At 58.9% G+C, this 24,359-nt stretch carries 21 protein-coding genes; 9 read left to right on the plus strand and 12 right to left on the minus strand.

Annotated elements, in window-relative coordinates; all coding sequences use genetic code 11:
- Positions 1-24 precede the first annotated feature (24 nt).
- Together M9Q49_RS34795 and M9Q49_RS34800 are read left to right on the plus strand one after the other, a co-directional pair.
- Positions 25-879: a fumarylacetoacetate hydrolase family protein gene (locus M9Q49_RS34795; protein WP_254513949.1), complete on the plus strand. Its 855-nt coding sequence runs from the start codon at positions 25-27 to the stop codon at positions 877-879.
- A gap of 187 nt (positions 880-1,066) precedes the next feature.
- Positions 1,067-2,005: a DUF1559 domain-containing protein gene (locus tag M9Q49_RS34800; RefSeq protein ID WP_254513950.1), complete on the plus strand. Its 939-nt coding sequence runs from the start codon at positions 1,067-1,069 to the stop codon at positions 2,003-2,005.
- A 255-nt stretch (positions 2,006-2,260) separates the two neighbouring features.
- On the opposite strand, the gene M9Q49_RS34805 is transcribed toward M9Q49_RS34800, so the two are convergent.
- Positions 2,261-3,358 (minus strand): metallophosphoesterase, encoded by a 1,098-nt coding sequence (locus M9Q49_RS34805; protein WP_254513951.1) that lies wholly within the window; start codon positions 3,356-3,358, stop codon positions 2,261-2,263.
- Between the two features lie 158 nt (positions 3,359-3,516).
- Here M9Q49_RS34805 and M9Q49_RS34810 point away from each other — a divergent pair, with 158 nt between their 5' ends.
- Positions 3,517-4,113, plus strand: a complete 597-nt coding sequence (locus tag M9Q49_RS34810) for a hypothetical protein (protein ID WP_254513952.1) — start codon at positions 3,517-3,519, stop codon at positions 4,111-4,113.
- A gap of 79 nt (positions 4,114-4,192) precedes the next feature.
- On the opposite strand, the gene M9Q49_RS34815 is transcribed toward M9Q49_RS34810, so the two are convergent.
- Positions 4,193-5,470 carry a beta-ketoacyl-[acyl-carrier-protein] synthase family protein gene (locus M9Q49_RS34815; RefSeq protein WP_254513953.1) on the minus strand — a complete coding sequence of 426 codons (1,278 nt, stop codon included), beginning with the start codon at positions 5,468-5,470 and terminating at the stop codon, positions 4,193-4,195.
- 346 nt (positions 5,471-5,816) lie between these two features.
- On the opposite strand from M9Q49_RS34815, the gene M9Q49_RS34820 reads away from it, so the two are divergent.
- The gene (locus M9Q49_RS34820) at positions 5,817-7,538 is read left to right on the plus strand and encodes a M14 family metallopeptidase (protein WP_254513954.1); all 1,722 of its coding nucleotides are present in this window, start codon (positions 5,817-5,819) and stop codon (positions 7,536-7,538) included.
- Positions 7,535-9,367 carry a M14 family metallopeptidase gene (locus tag M9Q49_RS34825; RefSeq protein WP_254513955.1) on the plus strand — a complete coding sequence of 611 codons (1,833 nt, stop codon included), beginning with the start codon at positions 7,535-7,537 and terminating at the stop codon, positions 9,365-9,367. The genes M9Q49_RS34820 and M9Q49_RS34825 overlap by 4 nt, the downstream gene beginning before the upstream one ends.
- Before the next feature lie 362 nt (positions 9,368-9,729).
- Here M9Q49_RS34825 and M9Q49_RS34830 read toward each other — a convergent pair whose 3' ends face one another.
- A complete protein-coding gene (locus M9Q49_RS34830; protein ID WP_254513956.1) occupies positions 9,730-10,710 on the minus strand; it encodes a DUF1559 family PulG-like putative transporter in 981 nt (326 codons plus the stop codon).
- Between the two features lie 27 nt (positions 10,711-10,737).
- On the minus strand, positions 10,738-11,127 hold the full coding sequence (locus M9Q49_RS34835; protein ID WP_254513957.1) for a DUF2721 domain-containing protein: 390 nt from the start codon (positions 11,125-11,127) through the stop codon (positions 10,738-10,740).
- Between the two features lie 114 nt (positions 11,128-11,241).
- Here M9Q49_RS34835 and ychF point away from each other — a divergent pair, with 114 nt between their 5' ends.
- The 4 genes from ychF to M9Q49_RS34855 are packed head-to-tail and all read left to right on the plus strand — an operon-like array spanning position 11,242 to position 13,556.
- Complete coding sequence (ychF, locus tag M9Q49_RS34840; protein WP_254513958.1) at positions 11,242-12,330, plus strand: redox-regulated ATPase YchF; 1,089 nt, start codon at positions 11,242-11,244, stop codon at positions 12,328-12,330.
- Between the two features lie 17 nt (positions 12,331-12,347).
- Positions 12,348-12,713 carry a hypothetical protein gene (locus M9Q49_RS34845; protein ID WP_254513959.1) on the plus strand — a complete coding sequence of 122 codons (366 nt, stop codon included), beginning with the start codon at positions 12,348-12,350 and terminating at the stop codon, positions 12,711-12,713.
- A 21-nt stretch (positions 12,714-12,734) separates the two neighbouring features.
- The gene (locus tag M9Q49_RS34850) at positions 12,735-13,007 is read left to right on the plus strand and encodes a DUF933 domain-containing protein (RefSeq protein ID WP_315861230.1); all 273 of its coding nucleotides are present in this window, start codon (positions 12,735-12,737) and stop codon (positions 13,005-13,007) included.
- 6 nt (positions 13,008-13,013) lie between these two features.
- Positions 13,014-13,556 carry a hypothetical protein gene (locus tag M9Q49_RS34855; protein ID WP_254513960.1) on the plus strand — a complete coding sequence of 181 codons (543 nt, stop codon included), beginning with the start codon at positions 13,014-13,016 and terminating at the stop codon, positions 13,554-13,556.
- A gap of 9 nt (positions 13,557-13,565) precedes the next feature.
- Here the strand turns inward: M9Q49_RS34855 and M9Q49_RS34860 are convergent, their stop codons facing one another.
- From M9Q49_RS34860 to M9Q49_RS34895, 8 genes are all read right to left on the minus strand, one after another.
- Positions 13,566-14,846 (minus strand): hypothetical protein, encoded by a 1,281-nt coding sequence (locus M9Q49_RS34860; protein ID WP_254513961.1) that lies wholly within the window; start codon positions 14,844-14,846, stop codon positions 13,566-13,568.
- 7 nt (positions 14,847-14,853) lie between these two features.
- Positions 14,854-16,296, minus strand: coding sequence for a DUF1501 domain-containing protein (locus tag M9Q49_RS34865; protein WP_254513962.1), 1,443 nt, complete (start codon positions 16,294-16,296; stop codon positions 14,854-14,856).
- A gap of 16 nt (positions 16,297-16,312) precedes the next feature.
- Positions 16,313-16,870, minus strand: a complete 558-nt coding sequence (locus tag M9Q49_RS34870; protein WP_254513963.1) for a Uma2 family endonuclease — start codon at positions 16,868-16,870, stop codon at positions 16,313-16,315.
- A gap of 98 nt (positions 16,871-16,968) precedes the next feature.
- Complete coding sequence (locus M9Q49_RS34875) at positions 16,969-20,016, minus strand: PSD1 and planctomycete cytochrome C domain-containing protein (RefSeq protein ID WP_254513964.1); 3,048 nt, start codon at positions 20,014-20,016, stop codon at positions 16,969-16,971.
- A gap of 121 nt (positions 20,017-20,137) precedes the next feature.
- Positions 20,138-21,382, minus strand: a complete 1,245-nt coding sequence (locus tag M9Q49_RS34880; protein ID WP_254513965.1) for a thymidine phosphorylase — start codon at positions 21,380-21,382, stop codon at positions 20,138-20,140.
- 132 nt (positions 21,383-21,514) lie between these two features.
- Positions 21,515-22,621, minus strand: a complete 1,107-nt coding sequence (locus M9Q49_RS34885; protein ID WP_254513966.1) for a hypothetical protein — start codon at positions 22,619-22,621, stop codon at positions 21,515-21,517.
- A 60-nt stretch (positions 22,622-22,681) separates the two neighbouring features.
- On the minus strand, positions 22,682-23,005 hold the full coding sequence (locus M9Q49_RS34890; RefSeq protein WP_254513968.1) for a hypothetical protein: 324 nt from the start codon (positions 23,003-23,005) through the stop codon (positions 22,682-22,684).
- A gap of 123 nt (positions 23,006-23,128) precedes the next feature.
- A complete protein-coding gene (locus M9Q49_RS34895) occupies positions 23,129-24,352 on the minus strand; it encodes an MlaD family protein (RefSeq protein WP_254513970.1) in 1,224 nt (407 codons plus the stop codon).
- Positions 24,353-24,359: the final 7 nt, after the last annotated feature.

The raw sequence follows: 24,359 nt of genomic DNA on the forward strand, positions 1-24,359 counted from the left end.
AACATTCAAACCTCAGACTCTCTCATGAAACTCGCAAAATACGCCTATAACGGCAAACAAGGTGTCGGTCGGATCGAAGGCGATCAACTCCTGCCGTTGCACACCGCCGATGGTCCTTATCCGACGCTCTCGCACATTCTCGAAGCCGACGATCCGTACGAAGTCGTCGACTTCATGACGCACACGCACGAGCCGATCGCGCTGCCGTTGGTCGAATTGCTCGCGCCCATCGATCATCAAGAAGTGTGGGCCGCGGGCGTCACTTACAAACGGAGTCGCACCGCGCGAATGGAAGAATCCGAGACGGCGGCCTCGTGCTACGACCGAGTCTATGCTTCGCCGCGGCCGGAGATTTTTTACAAGGCCTCGCCGCATCGCGTCTCAGGGCCGAACAAGCCGGTGCGGATTCGCGTCGACAGCGATTGGAATGTCCCCGAGCCGGAGTTGACGCTGGTGCTCAACAGCAAGTTGAACCTCGTCGGCTTCACGATCGGCAACGATATGAGCAGCCGCGACATCGAGGGCGACAATCCGCTCTACTTGCCGCAAGCCAAGGTCTACAACCAGTGCTGCGGCCTCGGCCCGTGGATCACGCTCCATCGCGACATGCCAGCCGTCGCCGACATCGGCATCAATCTGGCCATTCATCGCGCCGGCGCAAAGGTCTTTGAAGGGCACACGAGCGCCGCCCAAATGGCCCGTTCCTTCGACAACCTCATCAGTTGGCTGGGCCGCGACCAAAGTTTCCCCAGCGGCTGCTTCCTCCTCACAGGCACGGGCATCGTCCCCGACAACGCCTTCACGCTCCACGCGGGCGATGTGGTCGAGATTGCCATTGATGGCATTGGCGTGTTGAAGAATCCAGTGGTTCGGGGCTAAGGAGCAGCGGAATTCGTGCGATCGGGGCAGGCGGCCGTTGACTATTTCGTTGAGGAAATTCGCACGAACTAGTTCGCTTTATCGCCAGAAAACGATAACCTAGACGGAGCAAAGCGGGCGATGTTTTGCTAATTGGCTTGTTCATCTGTCTCGATCTACGCTGGACCTCTCCAGAGAGTCGAACACCATGCATCCGAATCGGTTGCCCCGCCGCACTTCCGCCCGTCGGCACGACGCAGCATTCACGCTCGTCGAATTGCTGGTGGTCATCGCCATCATCGGCGTGCTGGTCGCACTGTTGCTCCCCGCCCGCGAAGCAGCTCGCCGTTCGTCATGCTCGAACAATATGCGACAGTGGGGCCTCGCGTTTCAGAATTTTCACGATACCTACGGCTGCCTGCCGCCGGGCAAACTCGGCACCGTGTCGGCAGCCGCTTATCCCAACGCGATTCATCTGAAGTTCAACATTCCGAATGGTTCCGAGCACGGCTGGGTGGCGTTTCTGCTGCCGTTTGTCGAGCAGGGAAATCTGCGTGACAAGTACAGCTTGAATGTCAGTTGGAATGACGCAGCCAATCGCGAAGCGATACAGACGCAACTAAAACTGCAAGCCTGCCCTTCGACGCCCAACAACAAACGGACCACGACTAACAAAGCAGCCTGTGGCGACTACGCAACGGTCTCGGCCGTTCAGCCCGAATTGGTGACGGCGGGGTTGGTCGACAGCTTGAAGGGCGACATGCTCAACGGCGCGCTGCGGACAAATCAGCTCTATCGTTTTGCCGACATCACCGACGGCTTGTCCAATACCACGTGGATTGCCGAAGACTCTGGCCGGCCACAGAACTATGACACGACGCAAAAGCTCCAAACTTCAGCGAGCAGCAGCAGCGCTTGGGCCGATCCTGATAGTTCGTACACGCTGCACGGCTACACGCCCGACTGCGTGACCCTTGTCGATAAGTGCGCCATCAACTGCTGTAACAAGGACGAGATCTACGCCTTCCATCCCGGCGGCGCTCACGCCCTGATGGGTGACGCCAGCGTCAGGCTGCTCGCGAAGGGGACCGACATTCGCCTCGTCGCCCGCCTGATCACGATGGCCGGCGGAGAAGTTTCGGATTAGCGAGCTATCCTTCAAATGACTCCACCGAGCTTGCTCGGTGGTGAAACGATTCTGCACCAGAACAGAATCCTCACAATATTTGCCCCCACCGAGCTTGCTCGGTGGAGCATGTGATTGCGTGGTGACGAAATCATTCGCTCCACCGACCAAGGTCAGTGGGGGCGAAAGACGCACGGAACGGCCTGTCTGGTGCAAAATCAAGGCTCCACCGAGCAAGCTCGGTGGAGGCCGATTAGACACCATTTGCTCGCGTGCTTACGCCTTCTTCAGTTCGCGCGTCCAAACTTGCGGCGTCCAGTTCGCGGTTTGCCAGCGGTCGGTGGTGGCTAGTTCGCGAACCGTGAGTTTGCTGGGCGTGACCTCGAAGTAGAAAAAGGCCTGCGTATCACTGCGAAAGTGGGCTCCGTTGTCGACGTTGAATAGATCGAGGCCCTGTTCCGTGCGCGTCTGCGTGCCGTTCCATTTCAGCACGCTTCGCGAGTGCGTGTGGCCGTACAAAATGGCGATGACGTTGTACTTCGCCAGCGCGGCGTGAAAGCCGCGGGCGTCACAAGGATGCCATTCCTTGGCGGAGTTCTTCGGGTCGGCATCGCAGGGCGTAGAGTAGCGCTGCACGTCGACGTGGTGCGTAATCACCACCGGCCGGCCGCTGTCGCCGACGTTTTTCTGCAAGTCATCCTGCAAAAACTCCAAGCTGTCGAGCGGGTTGTAGCGGCGCGGGTTCTCTTTGTCTTGCGACGAGCCGACGACGATTCCCAGGTTGATGAAATGAACCTGGTGATCGGCCGGTCCCCAATCCCACGAGTAGTGCAGACCGTTGGCAGAGAGATTTTTCAAGCCGGGCCGTTTTTGATTGCGAGCCTTGATTCCGTCAAGCACCAGGCCTGTACCGCGCGGGGCGTCGTGATTGCCATGCACTTCGTAGCAAGGGAATTTCAATTTGCCGTCGCTACCGTTCAGGCCGAAGTCGTGCTCGAAGGCGGCGAACTCCGTGGCTTGCATCTTTTCATGCGCGCCGCCGGATTTGTCACCGGTGTCGATCAGGTCACCCGCGTGAATCACACCATGCAAGGCAGCCACCATTCCGCCGCCGGCCTCAGCAGTAATTGCTTTGCCCGGCAGCGCGTTGAGCGTGCTGATGAGTTGCGAAGTCACCGCGGCCGAATCGGCAAAGAGTTCGCCAGGCGATTCCTTGTTGGCCAGGTAGTGCGTGTCGCTCACCAGCGCAAACGCCACCGGTTTGTCGGTCTCGGCGGCGTGCACCGCCGGCAGTGAGGCTCCCCAGGCGACGGCAGCCGACGTTCCCGCGAGCGAACCGAGCACCTGACGACGCGTGAATTGCTGATTGAGCATGATCGTTCTCGAACTAGAAGCTTACAACAAACCGCGGGCGGAACTCGTAGCGTAAGTCGGCCCCGCGCGCAGCGATAGCCCGCCCCGGCTTGTAGAATGCCGGCTCGCATTTGCTGACGTTGTTCGCTTGATTTACGCAACCTTGAATGCACCCTCCCATGCGATTCCTCTGCACACTTTGCCTTGGCGTTTTGTTCGTCGGTTGTTCTGGAGCGCCCTCGCGCGTTATTCCCGAAGCCCCCGCCAGGAATGCAGCGGCTACGGCCATCGAACAATTCGATGCCGATAAAGATGGCCTGCTGAGCGAACAGGAACTGGCCAAGGCGCCGGGATTGAAAGCTGGCCTGAAGCAAGGCGATACCGATCAAGATGGCAAGCTTTCGGCGGCGGAGATCAACGGGCGAATCGCGGCCTGGGCCAACACCAAGGTGGCGCGGATGCAGCTAGTGCTCATGATCACACGCCACGGCCAACCGCTGGCCAGCGCCGACGTAAAGATCGTTCCCGAGTCCTTTTTAGGAACCGCCTTGCAAGCCGGCGCCGGCCAGACCAATGCTCAGGGTCGGGTTATGCCCAGCGCACCTGAATCGGACGATAAGCCGCACGGCCTGGCGCCTGGCTACTATCGCATTGAAATCCAAACCGCCAACGGCGACATCCCCGCCGCGTTCAACACGGCCACGACGCTAGGAGTGGAGATGGCTCCCGATTCGAACATTCTCACGGCTGGCCCGCTGCGGATTGAAATTCCGTAGCCCGCCTCGCCCTCCCGGATGTCGTCAGCTTGGTGGGCCTCGCGGAGTGCCGCTCGACTCACCCTACGATCGCTGCCAATTAGCTTGGGCGCTTGATGATCACGACCGAGTTAATGCCGAGCATGCCGAACGAGTTATTGAGGATGTAATTGACTCGTTCGACGCGGCGGGGTTCGCCGATGACGATCGTGTTTAGTGCGCACTCTTCATCCATCTCGTCGACGTTGATCGTGTGATGGATCACGTTGTCTTCAAACGACGGCAGATTGCCGGCGAGCTCGAGCGCGCCGGCAGCGCCCATCGCGTGACCAATGAAGCTCTTCGTATTGTTGAAATACGTTTTGTCACTGCCCGAAAACACACGCCGCAGAGCATCGCATTCCTGCACATCGCCTTGACCCGTTCCGGTCGCGTGCGTGCTCACGATGTCGATGTCGCGCGGCGTGAGATTGGCCCGCTTCAGCGCGAGTTCCACGCATTGGGCCTGGCGTTCGGGGTTCGGCAGCACAAAGTCGGTCGCATCAGTATTGATCGCATAGCCGGCGAGTTCGCCGTAAATCTTCGCGCCGCGGCGGCGAGCGTCATCGAGTCGTTCGAGCACATAAGTGCAACCACCTTCGGCGACGACAATGCCGTTGCGATTCACATCAAAGGGGCGCGAAGCCTTTTCGGGATCGGCATGCGTGGCGAGAGCGCCCTGGCTCTTGAAGCTCGCAAAGATGCCGAAGGTGTGAATGCTTTCGGACACGCCGCCGGCGAGCGCGATATCGCAATCGCCGAGTCGCAGCATCTGCGCGCCTTGGATCAAGCCCGCGTTGCCGGCAGCGCACGCGGCGCCGATGGTGTAGTGCGGCCCGACCACGCCCATGTTGAGGGCCACTTCGCCAGCCGCGTTGTTGGCCACGGTTCGGGGGTTGTGATGGTGCGACCAAAACTGCGTGTCGTAATCGTAACCCTTCAACGCATAAACTTCGTTCTCGGTCTCGACGTTGCCGTGCTCGGTGATGCCCAGATAAATGCCGACGCGGCTCTTATCGACGGCGGCCCAATCGAGGCCGGCGTCGCGAACGGCTTCGTTGGTGCAGTAGATGCCCACGCTGCCCGCGCGGGTGCCGCGGCGTATATCTTTTTTCGACTGATAGCGGAGCGCGTCGAACTTGCACACGCCGGCCAGGGTCTCGCCGACATAGCGAATTTCGTACGCCGTCACGCCGCTCTTGCCGGCGAGTAGCGCGGCCCGATATTCGGCCAGGTTGTTGCCATTCGGCGCGGTCAAGCCAATGCCAGTGATGACAATCCGCTGGTGATCGGGGAGCGCGGCGGGTTCGTGCGTCGGAATGATCTGCGAAACGGGCATGAAACGGCTGACTCGCTAGAGAACGGCGTAAACTATCGAAGCTATCGCGTGGCCGCGGTTTTCACAAGTAACCGGGCAGTGCGACTGAAAAACGTCGGCCTGCAAATGGCAGCAACACCGGGCCGCTTCTCTGACGTACCGCAAAAGCGAAGGGGTGGTTCACAGGGAATCTGAGATTTTGTGCGACCCAATCCGTGCCAGGAGCGTCGCCGGTTCCGGCAAGGCAAAATACCAGCAATCGGGTTTTCGCCGGCCCAGTCAGCCATTGGGAAGCTCTCCCGCCGACTATGCTATTCTTGAAGATCCGTTCCCTGGCTGTTTCCTCCCGCGCACGATTATTCCGCCTATGCGTATTTTCTGGTCTGTTGCAGCCGCCTGGCTCTGCGTGTCGGTGATCGCAGCCGCACAAGAGCCGACGAGTCCGGCCCTCGTGGGCTATCGCAATCACGAAGACTTCTCAGCCGCCGTCAAAAAGCTCGACGACAGTGATCTCGCCGAAGTTGTTTCGCTCGGCAAGAGCGCCGGCGGACGAGATGTCTGGCTGATCACGATCGGCAAGGACAAGGACAAAAAGCCAGCCCTCGCCGTCGTCGGCAACGTGCAAGGAAGTCATCTGTCCGGCGGCGAACTCGCGCTGCGAATGGCAGAGCAGTTGATCGTGAATGCCGACAAAGACGAAGTCAAAAAACTGCTTGAGCAAGTCACGCTCTATATCATTCCTCGGCCTGATCCCGATGGCAGTGAAAAATGTTTTGCTCGTCCCTTCCGCGTGCCGGCAGGGAACGATCGCAAGACTGACGACGATCGCGACTTTGCCTTTGGCGAAGATCCACCGAACGATCTCAACGGCGATGGTTTCATCACGCAGATGCGCATCGAAGACCCTGCCGGCACGCTCATGCCGCATCCCGATGATCCGCGCGTGCTGATCACGGCAGATCCGAAGAAGAACGAGCGCGGCAAGTATCGCATCCTTAGCGAAGGGATCGACGACGATCACGACGAGCAATGGAACGAAGACGCCGGTGATGGCGTGGCCTTCGATCGCAACTTCACGTTCAACTACAAGCCGTTCACCCCCAACACCGGCCCGAATGCGGTGAGCGAACCGGAATGCCGCGCGGTGGCTGATTTCTTCTTCGATCATCCGCACATCGCGGCCGTTTTCACCTTCTCGCTTGATGACAACTTGTTCCACACTTGGAAGCCGAACTCGCAGACTGAGAAGGAACGAATCAAGAAGAACATTCTCGGCAGCGACGCTACGGCGGCGGATTTCATTGCCGAAACGTATCGCAAGATCCACGGCGGCAGCGATGCACCGTCGCCGCCCGATGGACATGGTCAATTCAGCCGTTGGTCTTATTTTCACTTCGGCCGGTGGTCGCTGAATGCCCGCAGTTGGTGGGTGCCGAAGAGCGAAGCGAAAAAAGAAGAGGCCAAGGATGACGACAAGGACGAGGCGAAAAAAGACGATCCCAAGAAGGAAGAGAAAAAGTCATCGGGCGAAAAACGCGGCAGTGAGCAGATCAATCTGTTGAACTGGCTAGCGGCGAACAAGATTGACGGCTTTGTGGCATGGAAAGAGATCAAGCATCCCGATTTTCCGAATCAAAAGGTTGAAGTCGGTGGTTTCAAACCGCTCGTCGATCTCAATCCGCCGGCCGCCGAGCTCGATAAATTGGCCGAAAAGCACGTCACGTTCCTGCAGAAGCTTCCTGACTTCTTGCCGAAGCTGGAACTGCGTGAATTCTCTGCCGAAGCACTCGGTGGCGGCGTCTATCGCGTGAAAGTGACAGTGGCCAACAGTGGCTACCTGCCGACGATGCCGGAGATGGGAAGCGTGAACGGCATTCCTTATCCGCTGCAGGTCGAACTGCAGGTGCCGAAGGACACGGTCTTTGTGCAAGGCAGTCCGCGTAGCGAAATCAATCGCCTCGCGGGTGTGACTGGCAAGAGCGAGCGTACCTGGCTGATTCGCTTGCCGGGCGACGGAAAATTGCCGGAAGGTTTTGAATTCAAAGTTCGAGCGTGGGCTCCGGCAGTCGGAGAGGCGGTGGCGAAATGAGTTATCCAACGATCGAGAAACCCGTGTTCGGCTGCAACTCTCACTGGCTGAGCCAGTGGCACACGCGGAGTCTTGTGAAAAACCTTGGATTGATAGCAGTTCTTTGCTTTTGTATTTGTCAGCTGACTACTGCGCAAGAACCAGCCAAGAAACCAAAAACGCCCTACCAAACCATCGGCACACCAACGACGCCGAAGGTGCCGGCGCAGTGGAACCGTTATCACGATTACACCGAAAGCACCAAGCTGTTGCACGATCTGGCCGCCGCTTATCCCGAGTATGCGAAGCTGCAGTCGGTTGGCGGAACCTATGGCAAGCGCGAGATGTGGGTCCTCACGATCACCAATTTTGCCAAGGGTGACGACAAAGACCGCCCGGCGATGTGGATCGACGGCGCCATTCATGCGAATGAAATCCAGGCCACCGAAGTGGTGCTCTACACCGCTTGGACGCTGCTGGAGATGCGCGGAGAGAACGAAACGATCAAGCGGCTGCTTGATGAACGGGTCTTCTTTCTCATGCCGATGATGAGCCCCGATTCGCGCGATGCGCATTTCTATGAAGCGAATACCACGCACTCGCCGCGGAGCGGCCAGCGACCCTTTGATGACGACAAGGACGGCCTGGTCGATGAAGATGGCCCCGACGATCTCGACGGCGACGGCAGCATCACGATGATGCGCGTCCGCGATAAGAACGGCCGCTACAAAGCCCATCCGGATTATCCGAACTTGATGATTCAGGTGAAGGAAGGCGAGAAGGGCGAGTACACGCTCCTGGGCCAGGAAGGGAAAGACAACGACGGCGACGGTCGGGTGAATGAGGATGGCGACGGCTATTACGATCCCAATCGCGATTGGGGTTGGAACTGGCAGCCCGACTACATTCAGAACGGGGCGCATCGCTATCCGTATTCGATTCTCGAGAATCGCCACGTCGCCGATTTCATCACTTCGCGGCCGAACATCGCGGGGGCTCAGTCCTATCACAATGCCGGCGGCATGATTCTGCGCGGGCCGGGCGCGAAGGAAGATTCCTTCGAGGGCGCCGATCTGCGCGTGTACGACGTGATGGGCAAACGGGCCGCGGAAATGCTGCCTGGCTACCGTTACATGAACATCGCGAATGATCTGTACGAAGTGTGGGGCGGCGAAGTCGATTGGTTGCATCAAAGTCGCGGCGTGTGGACGTTCACCAACGAACTCTTCACGCCGTTCAACTACTTCCGCCAGCCGGGCCATGACGGCTTCTTTGGCAGCAGCGAAACCCAGCACATGTTCGACAAGTACATGCTGCTCGGCGACGGGTTTTCGCCGTGGAAAGAAATCGAGCATCCGCAGTACGGCAAGATCGAAGTAGGCGGCATGCGGAAGAACTGGATCCGCCAGCCGCCGAGTTTTTTGCTGGAAGAAGAATGCCATCGCAACATGGCTTTCACGCTCTATCACGCCGATTCGCTGCCGCTGGTCTCGGTTCAGTCGGTGACGGCCAAAGACCTGGGCAATGGCTTGCGCGAAGTGACCGCGATCATCGAGAACCCGAAGCTCGTGCCGACGCATTCGTGGGCCGACGTGCAGCGCAAGATCACGCCGCCAGACATGGTGGAACTAACCGGCAAGGATCTGAAAAAGGTCGTCCTCGCGCTGAAGAGCAACGAGCCGTTCTTTCGCAGTCCGACGGAACAAAAGCGCGACCCCGCTGCCGTGAAGCTCGATTCGATCGGCAGCTATGGCGTAACGTACGTTCGCTGGCTCGTCGAGGGAACCGGCCCGGTGGAAGTGAATGTCCGGAGCGTGAAAGGTGGCCGGGCGAGTAAAGCCAGCGAGTAGCCGTTCACGCCGGCTCATACTTCGACCTCGGAACGAAGGGTGGCCGCGAAACACAGCCCCCCCTTTCATACCCCTAGATTATAACAGGTGATGCAAACAGCAGTTCTGTCCACAAGTCCTTTCTAGGTAAGGCTTAGTGACAAAAACAACCTGCAATATCGCGCCCCAAATATCACACTTTATTGCCACTAATACGGGTGGTGGCAATTGAGCTTCTATGTTGCCTTGGGTGATCACGCCGACCGACCATCCGGCTCGACAAAGACACGGCAGCGCTGACAACTTTGGTCCGGCGTAGGTGCGCCATGTAGCTGTTCACGCTGGCGTGAATGGTTACAAGTTGTCGGGCAACTGGACCAAACTTAGTCAAGTTGCGGATACTTTCCGTCCCGCCGATTCACGAGTTGGCGAAACGCTAAGTCGTCGATGCTCTTTGAAAGCAGGAAGCCCCTGACCGAGCCGTCGCAGAAGGCGAGGTATACCACCCCAGAGTGTGAACCGCCAAAGCGGTAGTCGTAGGTGGATGTGAGGCTCTCGGTCAATATCGGCCGGTCTTGATTTGGACGTTTAGCGCCCCAGCGAATCGTGTCGAATGACCAGCCATTGATAAAGCCGTTGTCTTCGTCGAACTGAGTTCCGATCGGCTTGCGATTAAAATTGCGCTCGCCAAACATCACTACGTTAGACAGCCCATCAGCGATCTCCTGCGAGGTTATCCTATTCGTGACGATCATCGGAACAGCATTCGGGCGAGGTAGGATCACGCCGTTCTGGTTGTTCATGTTGCCGGTTGCAGGAAATGCTGCTGCTCCCTGCTGGTCGCCGCCGCTGCCCGCATAGTCGACCCCGCCGCGCGGATCGCTTCCCGTCAAACCATTCTCCGTGCTGCCGCTGACAGTGGTCGGCGACCGGCGCGTGGGGCAAAAGTACAGCTTGAGCTTAGCGCCAGCGACTTGGGCGTCGTTGGTATTCGAAAACAGAGCTTCCTGTTCGAGGTAAGGCAGCAGCTGATAAAATACGCCCCAATCCTGCTCGATCGACCGTTTGGGAATGCCGGACGTCGTCTTGCTGCGACTCGCACCACTGAGGCCGCCTGCATTCGGAAAATATTCGAACGTCGTATTGTGCGATTGAGCAGCCATCGCCAGCTGCTTGAGGTTGTTGGAGCAAGTTGTCTTCCGCGACGCCTCACGGGCCATCTGCACGGCAGGAATGGTGAGGGAGGTGATTACGCCAATGATGGCGATCACCACCAGCAACTCAACGACGGTGAATCCGCGACGCATGAATCTGTTCCTGACAAGAAGAGAAGAGTGCCTTTCATTCTGCGTGGTTGTCGCCAAAAAAGCAATCTACGGTCGGCTCCGTCCCTAGGGCTTTCCTTCCAGGTCGCGCAACTGCAGATCGAGCGCATGCACCGAGATATGAATCTCCCAGAGCGATAGCGTGAGCGAGCCCACCATCAACACCAGGCTCGCGCCGAAGACATATTCGGCAATCCGCAATTGCTGCACGAAGATCAAAAAGATGCAGACGGTGCAGAGGATCAAACTTAAAACCCCCAGGGTCTGCATGCTGCGAATCAGGCGGACGCGCCGCCGCAAGCTGCCGATCTGGGCGACGATCAGTTCATCGGGCTGGGCGCGATGCTTTTCGTGCAAACTGCGAATGACCTGCGCCAGCCCTAAAAAGCGATTGGTAAAGGCCAGCAACAGCAGCGAGATGGCCGGGAACAGCACGGCGGGGGTAGTGAGGTCCATGCGGTGATTTTAGACGGTTAAATCTGCGGCGAACCTGCCCTTGTTCGTTTTGGGCATTGACGGGAAACTAAGTGGCTTGCGTTTTGCGAAGGTCAGCATTTAGGAAGAGTTGCGATGGAAGCTGGGATTGTCGGTCTCCCCAATGTCGGTAAGAGCACGCTCTTCAACGCGCTGACGAGCACCCAGGGCGCTCAAGCGGCGAACTATCCGTTTTGCACGATCGAGCCCAACGAAGGGATTGTGAGCGTGCCCGACGATCGGCTCGCGCGAATCTGCAAATTCATTCCACCGCAAAAAACCATCCCTGCCATTCTCAAGCTGGTCGACATCGCCGGCATTGTGAAGGGGGCCAGCGAAGGCCAGGGGCTGGGCAACAAATTCCTCAGTCACATTCGCCAGGTCGATGCCATTCTGCAGGTCGTGCGCTGCTTCAAGGATGACGACGTCATTCACGTGGCCGGCAATGTCGATCCGCTGTCGGACATCGAAACGATCGAAATGGAGCTGATGCTCGCCGATATCCAAGCCCTGGAAGTTGCCCTGCCAAAGGCGCAGAAGGCCGCCCGTAGCGGCGACAAGGAAGCCAAGCTGCGCGTGACGGCGATCGAAGCTTGCATGGCGCATCTGGCGAAGGAACAACCGCTGCGCAGCTTGACGCTGCCGCCGCTCGAGAAGGAAGCGATTCAAAGCTTCGGCCTGATGACGGCCAAGCCGATTTTGTTTGTTGCCAACGTCGACGAATCGGATCTCGAAGGCAAAGGCGCGATGGTGACAAAGGTTCGCGAGTTTGCGACAAAGATTTCCGCAGGCATCGTGCCCGTGTGCGCCAAGCTGGAAGCGGAAATCGCCGAACTCGAAGAGCCCGACCGCAGCGAAATGCTCGCCGGCGTCGGCCTGACCGAACCGGCCCTCGCCAAGCTGGCCCGCGAAGCCTATCGCACGCTCGGCCTGCAGAGCTATTTCACGGCTGGCGAAAAAGAAGTTCGCGCTTGGACGATTCCCGTCGGCGCCACGGCCCCGCAAGCGGCTGGCGTGATTCACAGCGACTTCGAAAAGGGTTTCATTCGCGTCGAAGTCTATTCGCTCGAAGATCTCGAAAAATACGGCAGCGAAAAAGAAATCCGCGCCAACGGCAAGATGCGCGTCGAAGGGAAGGGCTACATCATGCGCGACGGGGATATTTGCCACTTCCTGTTTAATTAATGATCCCGGTTGCGCGCATGAAACTTCCTTTTGGTTGCCTGTTGCTCATTTGCTGCGTGCTGGCAGGTTGTGGAAAAACCGCGCCAGCAGAGCAATCGCCAACCGCCAAAGACCAACGGGTCGCAGGCAACGAGGCCGTGGCAGCCATCACGCTGAAGCGAATTACTTCCGGAGAAAAGCCAATCCTCTACGTGACGCATGACGACGAAGGAGACTGGCAATTCCTCGATGGCGGCGACGTTAGCGAGAAGGATGCGACGATCATCTCACTGAAGCAAATCGAGGAACTCGATCCGACCATCAAGGCAATTTTAGATCTTCCGCCCGGCTGGTCGGCAGTGCGAGTCGCCAAAGATAAACCCTGGCGACGATTTGAGTCGTAGGCTCTAGATTCTTTCTGCAGTGTGCTCATTCGCCGTTTGAATGAACCACGCGCGGAGCGTGCGGCACATGCGCGTGTAGGGCGGACGATTCCCGTCGGCGCCACGGCCCCGCAAGCGGCTGGCGTGATCCACAGCGACTTCGAAAAGGGTTTCATCCGCGCCGAAGTCTATTCGCTGGAAGACCTCGAAAAATACGGCAGCGAAAAAGAAATCCGCGCCAACGGCAAGATGCGCGTCGAAGGGAAGGGCTATATCATGCGCGACGGGGATATTTGCCACTTCCTGTTCAACTAATACAGTATGAACGCACCGCAGCCACCTCGCCCCTCCTGGTTTCACTTGCTGGGAGCCGGCGTTGTGCTGGTGGGCTGCGAACTCTTTCTGGCAGCCGCGTTCGCCATCTTGTGCATGCGCGATTCTCGCGAAATCATCGGCGCCGTACTCCCTCCCGCACTGCTGCTGATCGGCATCACACTATTTGTTGCCTGGAAGCAGTACCAGGCGATCTTCCAGCGCAATCGCGATGCGGCCACAACGATCACGCAGCTGCTCGTTTTCGTCGTCGTCATGCTCACGATTCCCTTTGTCGATTACACGGGCATGTTGCTGGGAACGGGCAACATTCTGCGCGAGGGTCGCTGGTACATGCTGGTGTTGCTGTACATGACCGCGCTGTTCGTGGCGATTGCGAATTGGACCTGGTCGAACCGCTTGCGCGCGAGCCAGACCGTCGCCATTCCACTGCGTTGGCGATGGAGTCTTACCAACATGCTGGCCGTCATGACGATTCTGGGAGTGCAATTCGCGATTGCGGGAATTTTGAGACGCTGGTGGGGCGGGTGAGGCGAGCAATCACGTGCATTGCCACAGCAGTCCGCTCACACGACAGGCGTCGCACCAAAAGACATATCCCAAACCGCCCGAGCCCCACATGAACTCGCGGCGGTTGGTGGTGGTCAATTCGCTGTTGAGTTGCAGCAGGAATGACATCGTTTGGTGACAGAGCGGGCACGGCGGATACTCGGCTGACTGCACCCAAACCGGATGGCCGCCGACGCGATTCAGATTTTGGGCATCATCCCAGGTCTGCCAGCGCCAGCGTTCACCCTGCTGAACCAATTTCGCTGCGGCTGCGGCGAGCCCAGTGCTGGGAAACTTCGGCTTGCAGGTGGTGCTCGCCAGGCAACTGGGAAGTCCTTGCTCGTCGTGCTGATAGAACATCCGCCCAACCTCCCAGCCGAGGCAGGAAAGGCATGTTTCGATCGACAGCTGCGGCAGCGTTACTCCCGGCATTGCGTTCGTTGTGGGGAAATACACGAGGCGATGCAGTTCCCCTTGGCAACTGCGACACACGGAACTTCCTGGTCCACCGATCTGCACCGTTTCGCAATCGCCATGGGCGGGAGCTTGCCACGTGGGATGATTCTCGCGCGAGCTCCAAACGGGTTTCTTCTCGACGAAATAATCCTCGGCGAAGACGAGATGCCAGGCGTCTCGCGAATACAGCTGACGAAATCCGTTTGTTAATTGCTCAACGCCCACTTCATGCATAAAGTCCGCCGTCGTCAGTGATGGCGGCAGTCCCCATTCGCTCATTTTCAAATTGAGTTCGACGCGCTCGCTCAAGACCAGCGCTTGCTCCAGCAATTCCGGCGAACGCGATTCCAGCAGGTATTCCCAGGCCCGCAAGCATTCGCTTTGCTCTTCGGCAGACGCCTTGATAACAGCAACCAAATGCTTGACATCGGCGGGACTCGCTTCCCGCCACGGCCAGTTTTCGCAATGCGTACCGCGATTGGGAGCCAAGCGAAATAGCTCGGGCAAATGCGGATGCAAAGTCGCCAACGATTGCAGCGCCGCATGCTCGATGACGGCAGCTGCCGGCTCATGCGCTTGATCCGTGCGCATAATTTCGATCGCCTCATTCACCAATTCCTGCCAACCATCGGCGGGCACAAAGGTGAACATGGCATTCTGCAGCGTGGCGTGCTCAGGAAGTTCCCGCAGCAACCGCAGCGCGAGCAGCTGTGCATTTGCTGGAGACGAGCGCGCAATGGCGAGCGCCCGCGGGAAGGGATGGGACTCAAAACGCCGAGCGACAAAATCGCTGATGAGCGAGTCGATTTCTTGCATGGCAACGCTACGCCAGGATGTCCTTCACCACGTGCCCGTGCACGTCGGTTAGGCGGAAGTCGCGGCCTTGGTAGAGATAGGTCAGGCGTTCGTGATCGACGCCCAGCAAGTGGAGCAGCGTGGCGTGCAGGTCATGCACTTCGACGATGTTTTCGACGGCGTTGTAGCCGAGCTCGTCGGTCTTGCCGTAGGTCAGGCCGCCCTTGATGCCGCCGCCGCAAAGCCACATCGAAAAGCCTTTGATGTGATGATCGCGGCCGTTGCCCTGCGCCATCGGCGTGCGACCGAACTCGCCGGTCCAGACGATGAGCGTGTCCTTGAGCATGTCGCGCTGCTTCAGGTCGTTGATGAGCGCGGCGCAAGGGCCGTCGACTTCTTTCGCCGTGCCGGCGATCTGATCTTTCACGCCGCCGTGATGATCCCAGTCGCGATGATAAAGCTGAATGAACCGCACGCCCCGCTCGGCCAGCCGGCGGGCGAGCAGGCAGTTGGCCGCGAACGTGCCGTCGCCACCCTTCGTGCCGTAGGCTTCGAGCACGGCGGCTGGTTCGTCGCTGACATCCATTAGCTCGGGCACGCTGCTCTGCATCTTGAACGCTAGTTCGTACTGCGCGATGCGGGTCGCGATTTCCGGATCGTCAACGGCTTGGTTGTGCAACTGATTGAGCTGCGCAGCCGCTTCGACGACGTCCTGCTGCTGACCAGCCGACACGCCGCTCGGGCGATTCACATACAGCACCGGATCGCCCTTGCTGCGGAGTTCGACTCCCTGAAAACGGCTCGGCAAAAATCCGCTGTGCCACTGCCGCGACGCGATCGGCTGTGCCTGGCCAAACTTACCGGTGGAAGTGAGAACCACGAAGCCCGGCAGGTTCTGCGTCACTTGGCCGAGACCATACGTCAGCCACGAACCCATCGCGGGGCGGCCGCTGATGGTCGTGCCGGTGTTGAAAAACGTGTGGGCCGGATCGTGATTGATGGCCTGCGTGCGGAGCGAATTGACGATGCAAATGTCATCGGCGATTTCGCCGATCTTTGGAAAGATCTCGCTGATCCGCTGACCACTTTGGCCGAACTGCTTGAACTCGTGCTGCGGCCCAAAGCAATTGAGCTTTTGCCCCTGGAGCTGCGCGATCGGCTGCCCCTTAGTAAACGACTCCGGCATCGGCTCGCCATGCATCTTGGCGAGCTCGGGCTTGTAGTCGAACGTCTCCAAGTGCGACGGCCCACCGGCCATCGTCAAGAAGATCACGCGCTTCGCCTTCGGCGCATGATGCAACCGCTTGAGCTCGCCGAGTGTTGCCAGCGGATCGGCCTCGGCAGCAGAAGCCTTTCGCGCGCTCGGATTCAACAACGTCGCGAGCGCAGCGTAACCAATGCCACAAGCGCCGCGACCGAGGAACGTGCGCCGGGAGACCGTGGAAGCGAATGCTTTGGATAAATGATTCATCGAGCAACCTGCTACTTCAAATGAGATCGTCCGGATGCAGATCTGCGAGTTTCAGAAGGCGAGCGAGAGGCAATTGAAACCCTGGCAGCAATTTAGTTTCGTAGGTTTGCTTCTCTTCAATAACAACTGGTTCTTTGTCGGGGCAGTAGATAGTCAGGCAACGTCGGAAGCGATCGATAATCCAATATTCCTGGCAGCCAAGTTCCAGGTACTCTTTGCGCTTGTCTTGATAGTCACGTGTAAAAGCACGACGGCCGGGCGATACAAATTCAACGATGATCGTTGGCAAATCGACCCGGCTATCAGGAGACCTGCCTAGTCCGCACCAGATTGCCCGATCTACTCGCCGCAGACCGACGTGCGTGCGAACTTCGCGTTCCATCTGCGTGCCGTCCAAGTGGTGTCCGTTTGGATGTTGGTATTTATAGAAACGGAGCAAAAATTCCAATTCGCCGTTGGGATCCATTTCCGCATCAGAGGCAGGTGGGGTCACAACGACGACTCCGCGAATTAGCTCGTAACGGTAACCTTCTTCGAACTCTTCAATGGCATCGAATTCTTCGATCGTGAGCATCACGCCAGCTGCGGCTGGCGAGAGCCGGAGTAGTTCCGTTTCTGTCGAGCGTGTGATCATGAATTGCCTCCAGCTACTTAAGCCGCACCGCCATCATTCTACTCCCGCACAATCGTCTCATGCAGATTGAGCAGCACCCGCGCCACGCTTGTCCAAGCGGCTAGTTCGGCAGCATCTTGATTCGCAGCCGGCTTGAGGTCGCCGACCGTCTGAATCTGAACGGCGGCAGCAGCGTCGGACTTGTACTGAGCCAGATGTTTTTCGTAGAGCGATTCGAGCAGCTTTTGCTCAGCGGCCGTGGGGTCACGAAGAACGACCTGTTGATACGCGAAATGCAAGCGAGTGGTTAGATCGCCGCCGCCTGAGGAAACGATACGCCCTGCGAGCGCGCGGGCTGCTTCGACGTAAGTTGGGTCGTTGAGCAATACGAGCGCCTGTTGCGGCGTGTTGCTTACGGGGCGCTGGACGGTGCATTCTTCGCGACTCGGCGCATCAAAGGCCGCGAGGCTCGGGTGAATGAATGTCCGCTGCCAGTAGGTATATAAACCGCGGCGGTATTGTTCGTCACCCTTGTCGTTTTGCCATTCGCGTTTGGGGAAGTTGAGATACTGCCAATAGCCGGCCGGTTGGTACGGCTTGACGCTTGCGCCGCCGATTTTCTTCATCAGCAGACCGCTCACTGCGAGTGCGTTGTCGCGCACGAGTTCGGCTTCGATGCGCCAACGATTCTGCCGGGTGAAGTAAGTGTTGGTCGAGTCTTTTTCTTTCAGTTCGGCACTGACCTGCGATGTTTGCTGATAGGTGTGCGACATCACCATTTGCTTGATCAGCTGCTTCACGTCCCAGCCGTTGTCGATGAAATCCGCAGCCAACCAATCGAGCAACTCGGGATGCGTCGGATATTCCCCCTGCATGCCGAAGTCTTCAAGCGATCGGCACAAACCGCGGCCGAAGTACAGCTTCCAGACTCGATTGACGAACACCCGCGACGTGAGGGGATGATCTTTCGCAAGAAGCCAATTGGCCAGATCAAGGCGAGTCTGCCGCTGCTCGGGTTTGGTGGGATTCTTGTTCAGAAACGACGGCACGGCGGGCTGCATCGCTTCGCCAGAATCGTCGAGCCAATTGCCGCGCGGCAGGATGCGGACCATCCGCGGCGCGGTCGACATCGAAACGAGTGTCGAAGGAAAGCTGTCGTTCAGCGACTTCTGATCGGCCTCGAGGCGGGCAACCAAATCGCGTTCGACCTTCAGCTCTGGCGCGATGCTGCGGAAGTGCGCGAACAGATTTTCCTTTTGCTGGGGCGAACGCTCGTCAGCTTCGGTCAGCAGAATCGTGGCAACTTCGGCAGGCAGGCTACTGCCGCTGAGCGTCGGTTTTTCTGCGCTCGTCAACGACAATCGCAGCCGGCCGATGTTGTGCTGGGCGTATTGCGATTGGTGGATCAGCTTTACTTGCAGCCGTTCATCAGCGGCAAGCTTCACGGGCATCGCGAATGTGAAGGCCGCCATGCGCGACTTGGCTTCTTGGTGGCCGTTGCCGGCCCAACCGGTGGCTGCGTTGCCGTCGATGGCGTTCGCGACGGGAAAGCCTTCCTGCGAGAAGTCTGCATCCGCAGCCGAGAGCTCTAGCTTCTCCGCTTTGCCGTCGGCAGCGACTTTTTCGACCTCGAACTCAGAGAGTACAAAGTTGCCATTCGCGCGCGAGAGGCTTTTGTTGGGGAACGAATCGTCGGTGAGCGCTTCGAGACGAATCGCCGTGATCTGCGGCAGGCTGCTGGTGATCGTCAGTGTGTAATTATCCTTGGCGGGATTCTTGCCGGTGCTGATGAGGGACAGATCGTCCTTCTGCGTCAGCTTCGCACCGCCGGAGGATTCTGCTTTCTCGGGATTTACGGCGACCCAGGTGTTGCCCGATTCGCGGAGCGACTCGCTCGCCGTTTGCTCCCACTTCGCGAGCGCTGCCGTCAGCTCCGACGTCGTCACGTTGTATTTCGCTCGGGTGGCGGCCAATTGTTCTTCGAGCGATTTTGCTTGTTGTTCCTGGGCAGGCGTGGGCACTTTCGTTTGTGCCTGGCGGCCGACGGCGGTTTCGCTCACATCGGCGAAGAATGCGCCGAGGCTGTAAAAATCTTTTGCGGTGAACGGATCGAACTTGTGGTTGTGGCATTCGCAGCAGCCCATCGTGCTGGCCATCCAGATGGCCGATGTATTGCGAACCCGGTCGGCGACGTACTTCGCCGTGTACTCTTTGGCTTGGGCGCCACCTTCCTCGGTTGTTTGCAACAAACGGTTGTAGCCCGAGGCGATTCGCTGTTCGTTTGTCGCACCTGGCAGCAGATCGCCCGCCAGTTGTTCACGCGTGAATTGATCGAAGGGCTTGTTCGTGTTGAACGCACGAATGACGTAATCACGATACGGCGCCAGGTCGCGATGATTATCGCTGTGATAGCCAGCCGTATCGGCAAAGCGAACTACGTCGAGCCAATAGAGGGCCATCCGTTCGCCGAAGTGCTCGGAGGCCAGCAGGCGATCGACGACTTTTTCATACGCTTGCGGCGAAGTGTCTTTCACGAACGCATCAAGTTCCTCGGGCGTGGCTGGCAGACCGGTGAGATCGAAACTGAGGCGGCGAAGGAGTGTTCGCTTGTCGGCATCGGCCGAAGGGCTCAAGCCGCGTTGCTCTTGCGCGGCGAGAATCCAGCGATCGATTTCACCGCGAGCCCAGGCGGCGTTTTTGATCGCGGGAGACGCCGGACGAGCAGGTGGCACGTATGCCCAGTGCGCGTCGTACTGCGCGCCTTCATCGATCCAGCGGCGGATGAGTTCGGCTTCTTCCGGCTTGATCGAGGGCTTCTTGCCAGCCGGCGGCGGCATGACCTGTTCGGGGTCGGTCGAGGTGATTCGTTCGTACAGACCACTTCCTTTCGCATCGCCGGGCTTGATCGCGCCTTTGAGTGCTTCGTCGCGCAGGTCGAGTCGCAAGTCGGCCTTTCGCTCGGCTTCATCGGGGCCGTGGCAGGTGAAGCAACGATGCGTGAGGAGCGGTTTGATGTCGCGTTGAAAACTAACCTTGCCGGGCGCTGCGGCAGCGAGCGCGGGCCAAAGCAGACAGGCAACGAACACGAATCGGTGGGAGAGCTGCACGGCGAGATTCCTAGCGGCTGCTGGAAAGCACTGGCGGGTAAACCGTCAGTTTAGATACACCCACCAGCCGCCACAATCAAACGCCAGCCGAATGGCTGAAATCCCGCCAAGAATCGGAGGCCTATTCTTCGGCCACCGCGATGGCTTCGCGAATCAGCCGCTCGGCAACTTCGCGCTGCTGCGGATGAGCGAAAAGTTTCACGAGCGGCTGACCTCGTTCCACGCGCTCGCCGAGGCGGACGAGCATTTCCAAGCCGGTTGAGAAATCGACCTTGTCGCTGAGAACCTTGCGGCCACCTTTCAGTTCGATGATGGCCAGGCCGAGTTGCTCGGTATCGATCGATCGGATCTTGCCGACGCGCTCGCTGAGAACCTCGGCAGTTGGCGCCAGAGGTCGAGGGGCATCGAGATCGCCTCCTTGAGCGGCGACCATTTCGGCGAACTTGGCGAGTGCTCGGCCGCTGGTGATGTGTCCCTTCAAAATCTCTTTGGCCGCGGCAGCATCAGGCGCTCGCTGAGTGAGCAGCAGCAGTTCCACGGCGAGGAGTTCGGTGACTTCCCACAAATCGGCGGGGCCTTTGCCGACGAGGCAATCGAGCGACTCGTTCACTTCGAGTGCATTACCGCACATGCGACCGAGAGGCTGATTCATGTCAGTGACGTGGGCCACTGTTTTGACATTCATGCGCTCGCCGGTGCTGACGAGTGAATTGGCGAGAGCCCTCGCATCGGCGGCCGATTTCATGAACGCGCCGCTTCCCCACTTCACATCGAGTACGAGCGAGTTCAAACCTTCGGCGAGCTTCTTACTCATGATGCTCGCGGTGATCAATGGAATGCTCGGTACCGTGGCGGTGACGTCGCGCAGCGCGTAGAGCTTGCGATCGGCGGGGGCCAGTTCCTGGCTCGCGCCGGTGATGACGCAGCCGATGCTGTTGACGAGCGTGCCGATTTCGTCGGTGTCGAGATTGGTGCGATAACCGGGAATGGCTTCGAGCTTGTCGAGCGTGCCGCCAGTTGCGCCGAGGCCACGGCCCGAAAGCATCGGCACGCGCAGTTCGCAGCAGGCCAGCAGCGGCGCGAGAATGAGGGACGTTTTGTCGCCCACGCCGCCGGTGCTGTGCTTGTCGACGACCGGCCGGCCGTCGTCTTGCCACTGCAACACGCGGCCGCTGCCGAGCATCTCGTCGGTCAGGGCAGCTGTTTCTGCCGTAGTCATGCCGCGCAAGTAGATGGCCATCGCCAGCGCGGCCATCTGATAGTCAGGAATTTTCTCGGTGGCAAAGCCGCCGATGAAGTCAGCGATTTCGGCCCGCGAGAGTTCACGGCCGTCGCGTTTTTTCGCAATGGTGACGACTGGGTTCATGGCATTACTTTCGCAAAGCGCTCTGCACAAAGTAAGGGGAGCGCTCGCTGAAATTGCCCTCAGCGCAACAAAAAACCGGCCGGAGAATGAACTCCGGCCGGTACGTTGATTTGAGTTTCTCAGCAGGCGAGCTTAGCGGTAGGTCGTGGCACCGCTGCTGTAACCCGTGCTGGGTTGGCTGTAACCAGCGTTGGCGACGCCCGTGTCACGGCCGGTGCTGCCGGGGCGATAACCGCCAGCAGCGTTCAGCGAGGCCGGAACGGCAGGAGCGCCGGTCGTCACGCCCGAGACTTCCATGCCGTTGTTGGCGGCAGGAGCGGGAGTTTGATAGGCCGTGGCATAGTCAGCTGTCGGGGCACCAGTGGCGGCAGCGGGAGCTGCGTCATAACCGTTGTTGGCCGTGGCCGAAGCATAGCCACTTGCAGCGGCAGGAGCTTGCGTGCTCGCACCAGCGCCGTAGCCACCTTGGATGTAACCACCGGTGGTGGTTTGGCCGCCGGCTGGCGGATTGTACGACGGTGTTTGATAGCCGCCGGCTGGATTGTTGTACTGCGTGTTGTAGCCCTGATCAGCCGGTTGGCCATATTGCTGCGGCTGAGCGTAGCTGGGTTGAGCAGCCGCGGCCGGTTGCTGATAACCCTGGTAGCCTTGGTAACCAGCCGGAGCTTGTTGCGTTTGTTGAGCTTGATACGGGCTCGGCTGTTGGTAGCCAGGCTGTGCCGAAGCGGTGTAGGTCGGCTGATACGATCCCGTACCACCGGCTGGCGAAGCCATGCCGTAAGCGCCGGCGCCGTAACCAGCGGCCGGAGCGACAGCGCCAGGTTGATTCGGCGAACCGTAGCTCGTGGCGGGTTGCGTCGGATAGCCGTTGGCAGCGGCCGTGCTCGGATAGCTGGCCGTGGCGCTCGGTTGAGCAGTAGCGCCGCCATAAGCGCCAGCGGTGTACGTTGGCGGTGGGCTCGTGGCCCAGCTGTTGGTTGCAGCAGGCGTGCTGGTGCGCGTGGCCACGCTGCCGGCTGGCGACGGCGTGGGGACTTGCGTGCTCGGCTTGCTCGTCGCTGCAAGCGACGAAGCGGGCGGAGGAGCATCGCTCTTCCACATCTTCATCGGATTCCAGACGTAAGCGCTTGGGTTCCAGCTACCACCCCAGCCGCCCATTTTGCAGCCAGTGCTCGAAGCAACCAGACCAATAGCCAGGCAGGTGGCGATCTTCAAACTGGAAAAACGTGTTCTGCGCATGGCAGGAGAATCCTTTCTCAGCCCGCAAGCGGCCCGGTCCGCACTGATCCGGGTTGTCTGTTAGTAAATTGAAGTGAACGGGCCGTCATCCTTGACTGACACCTCGTCCATTTCTTCCATTCGGTTGGCACGATCAGCAAAGTCCAGCCAATCGTGACAACACGCGCGGAAATCCGCCCGCGCGAAGATAGTAGGAGTCGCCAGGAAAAGGGTCAACGCCAATCTTTTCGCGGGCATCGCATTTCGGCTGCTAGCGAGTAGTGTGCCACTGGCCAGAGCCAGTGTGGATTGGCGAGTGAGGGCGATATCGCTGTTCGACAGTGAAATTGGACCTTCTGGCAATAGGTTGAGCGGCGGCCAGATGGTTGTTTTGGTAACAGCCAATGGTTGATGACGTCACGTCGTGCCAAAAGTCGAGACGTTTGCTTTGAGCTGCTCACCCACCTGCTCAAGCTGATCGGCACTGGCTAAGGAGCCAGTGGCACACACGGTTCATGCCGATTCAGCTTATCGTTTCAAAATCGGCATCGCGGCTCGCGACTGATTCACTTGCGACGGCGGGCAATAGACGTCTTCGTTGTATTCGTATCCGTTACCGTGGATGAACGATTCGCCGCCGTAGCCGACTTGCTTGGCGCCTACGCCGAGAGGACGTCCGTCGAGCGCACCCTTCAGACCGAGCTGCCGCGGATCGCGAGCGAGCTTGTCCGAGACGACTTTGAAGTCCGCCAGGATCGGCTTCACGCTGAACGTAATCTCTTCGATGTTCGTCAGCGAGCGATTGAGCTTTTGATAGAGCTCTTCGTCGTTCATCAGCCGGCCGAGTGTGCCTTGCTTGCTGTTGAGGTTGTCGGTGAACTCGACGAGTTGTTCGAGCAACGCATTCACATTCGCGAGGCTGCCGTCGAGGTTGTTCACCAGGGCTTCGCCGCGCTCGCCGAGGGGGCGAGTGAAGTTTTCGAGGTTTTCGAGATTCTTCGAGGCCCGGTCGGTGACGACCTTCATGCCGGCGAAACTCTCGTTAGCCTGTTGCAAGGTGCTGCGAGCTTCGGCAAAGAGAGCTGGCACGTCGCGGAGTGTTTTCTTGAGGCCGACGCGCAGCTCTGGATCGCCCAGCAAGTCGTTCATCGACTTCATGGTCATGTTGAACTGGTCGAGGGCTTGCTCCGACTTCTGCATGATCCGCGGCACCTGATCGTCGTTGTTAGCGACGACGTTATTCAGCGTTTGCGCAGTAATTTGGAACTGCTTGGCCGCTTCGTTCATTTGAGCGAGCACGGCCCGGATATCCGGCTCCAGGTTGCTGAAGGCGCTGATCGGATTTCCGGCGACGACGCCGTTTTGAATTTCGGCGCCATGTTCGAGCGGCTTGGCATTGCGCGAATCGAGACCGGGAACAAACTCCAGCAGCGCATCGCCGAGCAGCGAGGCATTATTCACGCGGCAATATTCACTATCGAGCAGCGTGAACTGCGGATCGATATCGGTGGTGATCCGCACGCCGGTTGGTTTCATCAATTCGACGCGCGACACGCGGCCGATCGTGATGCCACTTTTGCGCACGGGAGTGCCGACCGAAACGCCAGGCGCTTCGGGGAACAAAACGTAAATCACTTTGCTCGATCGTCCGGGCAACGGCATGTCACCCATCAGCATCACAAGGATGCCGGTGACCAGGATCGCGGCCAAAACCACGACGCCAACGCGGAGACGGAGGGTACGTTCGTCCATGGGAAGC

Origin of the sequence: Anatilimnocola floriformis (genome assembly GCF_024256385.1) — a bacterium.
Lineage (GTDB): Bacteria > Planctomycetota > Planctomycetia > Pirellulales > Pirellulaceae > Anatilimnocola > Anatilimnocola floriformis.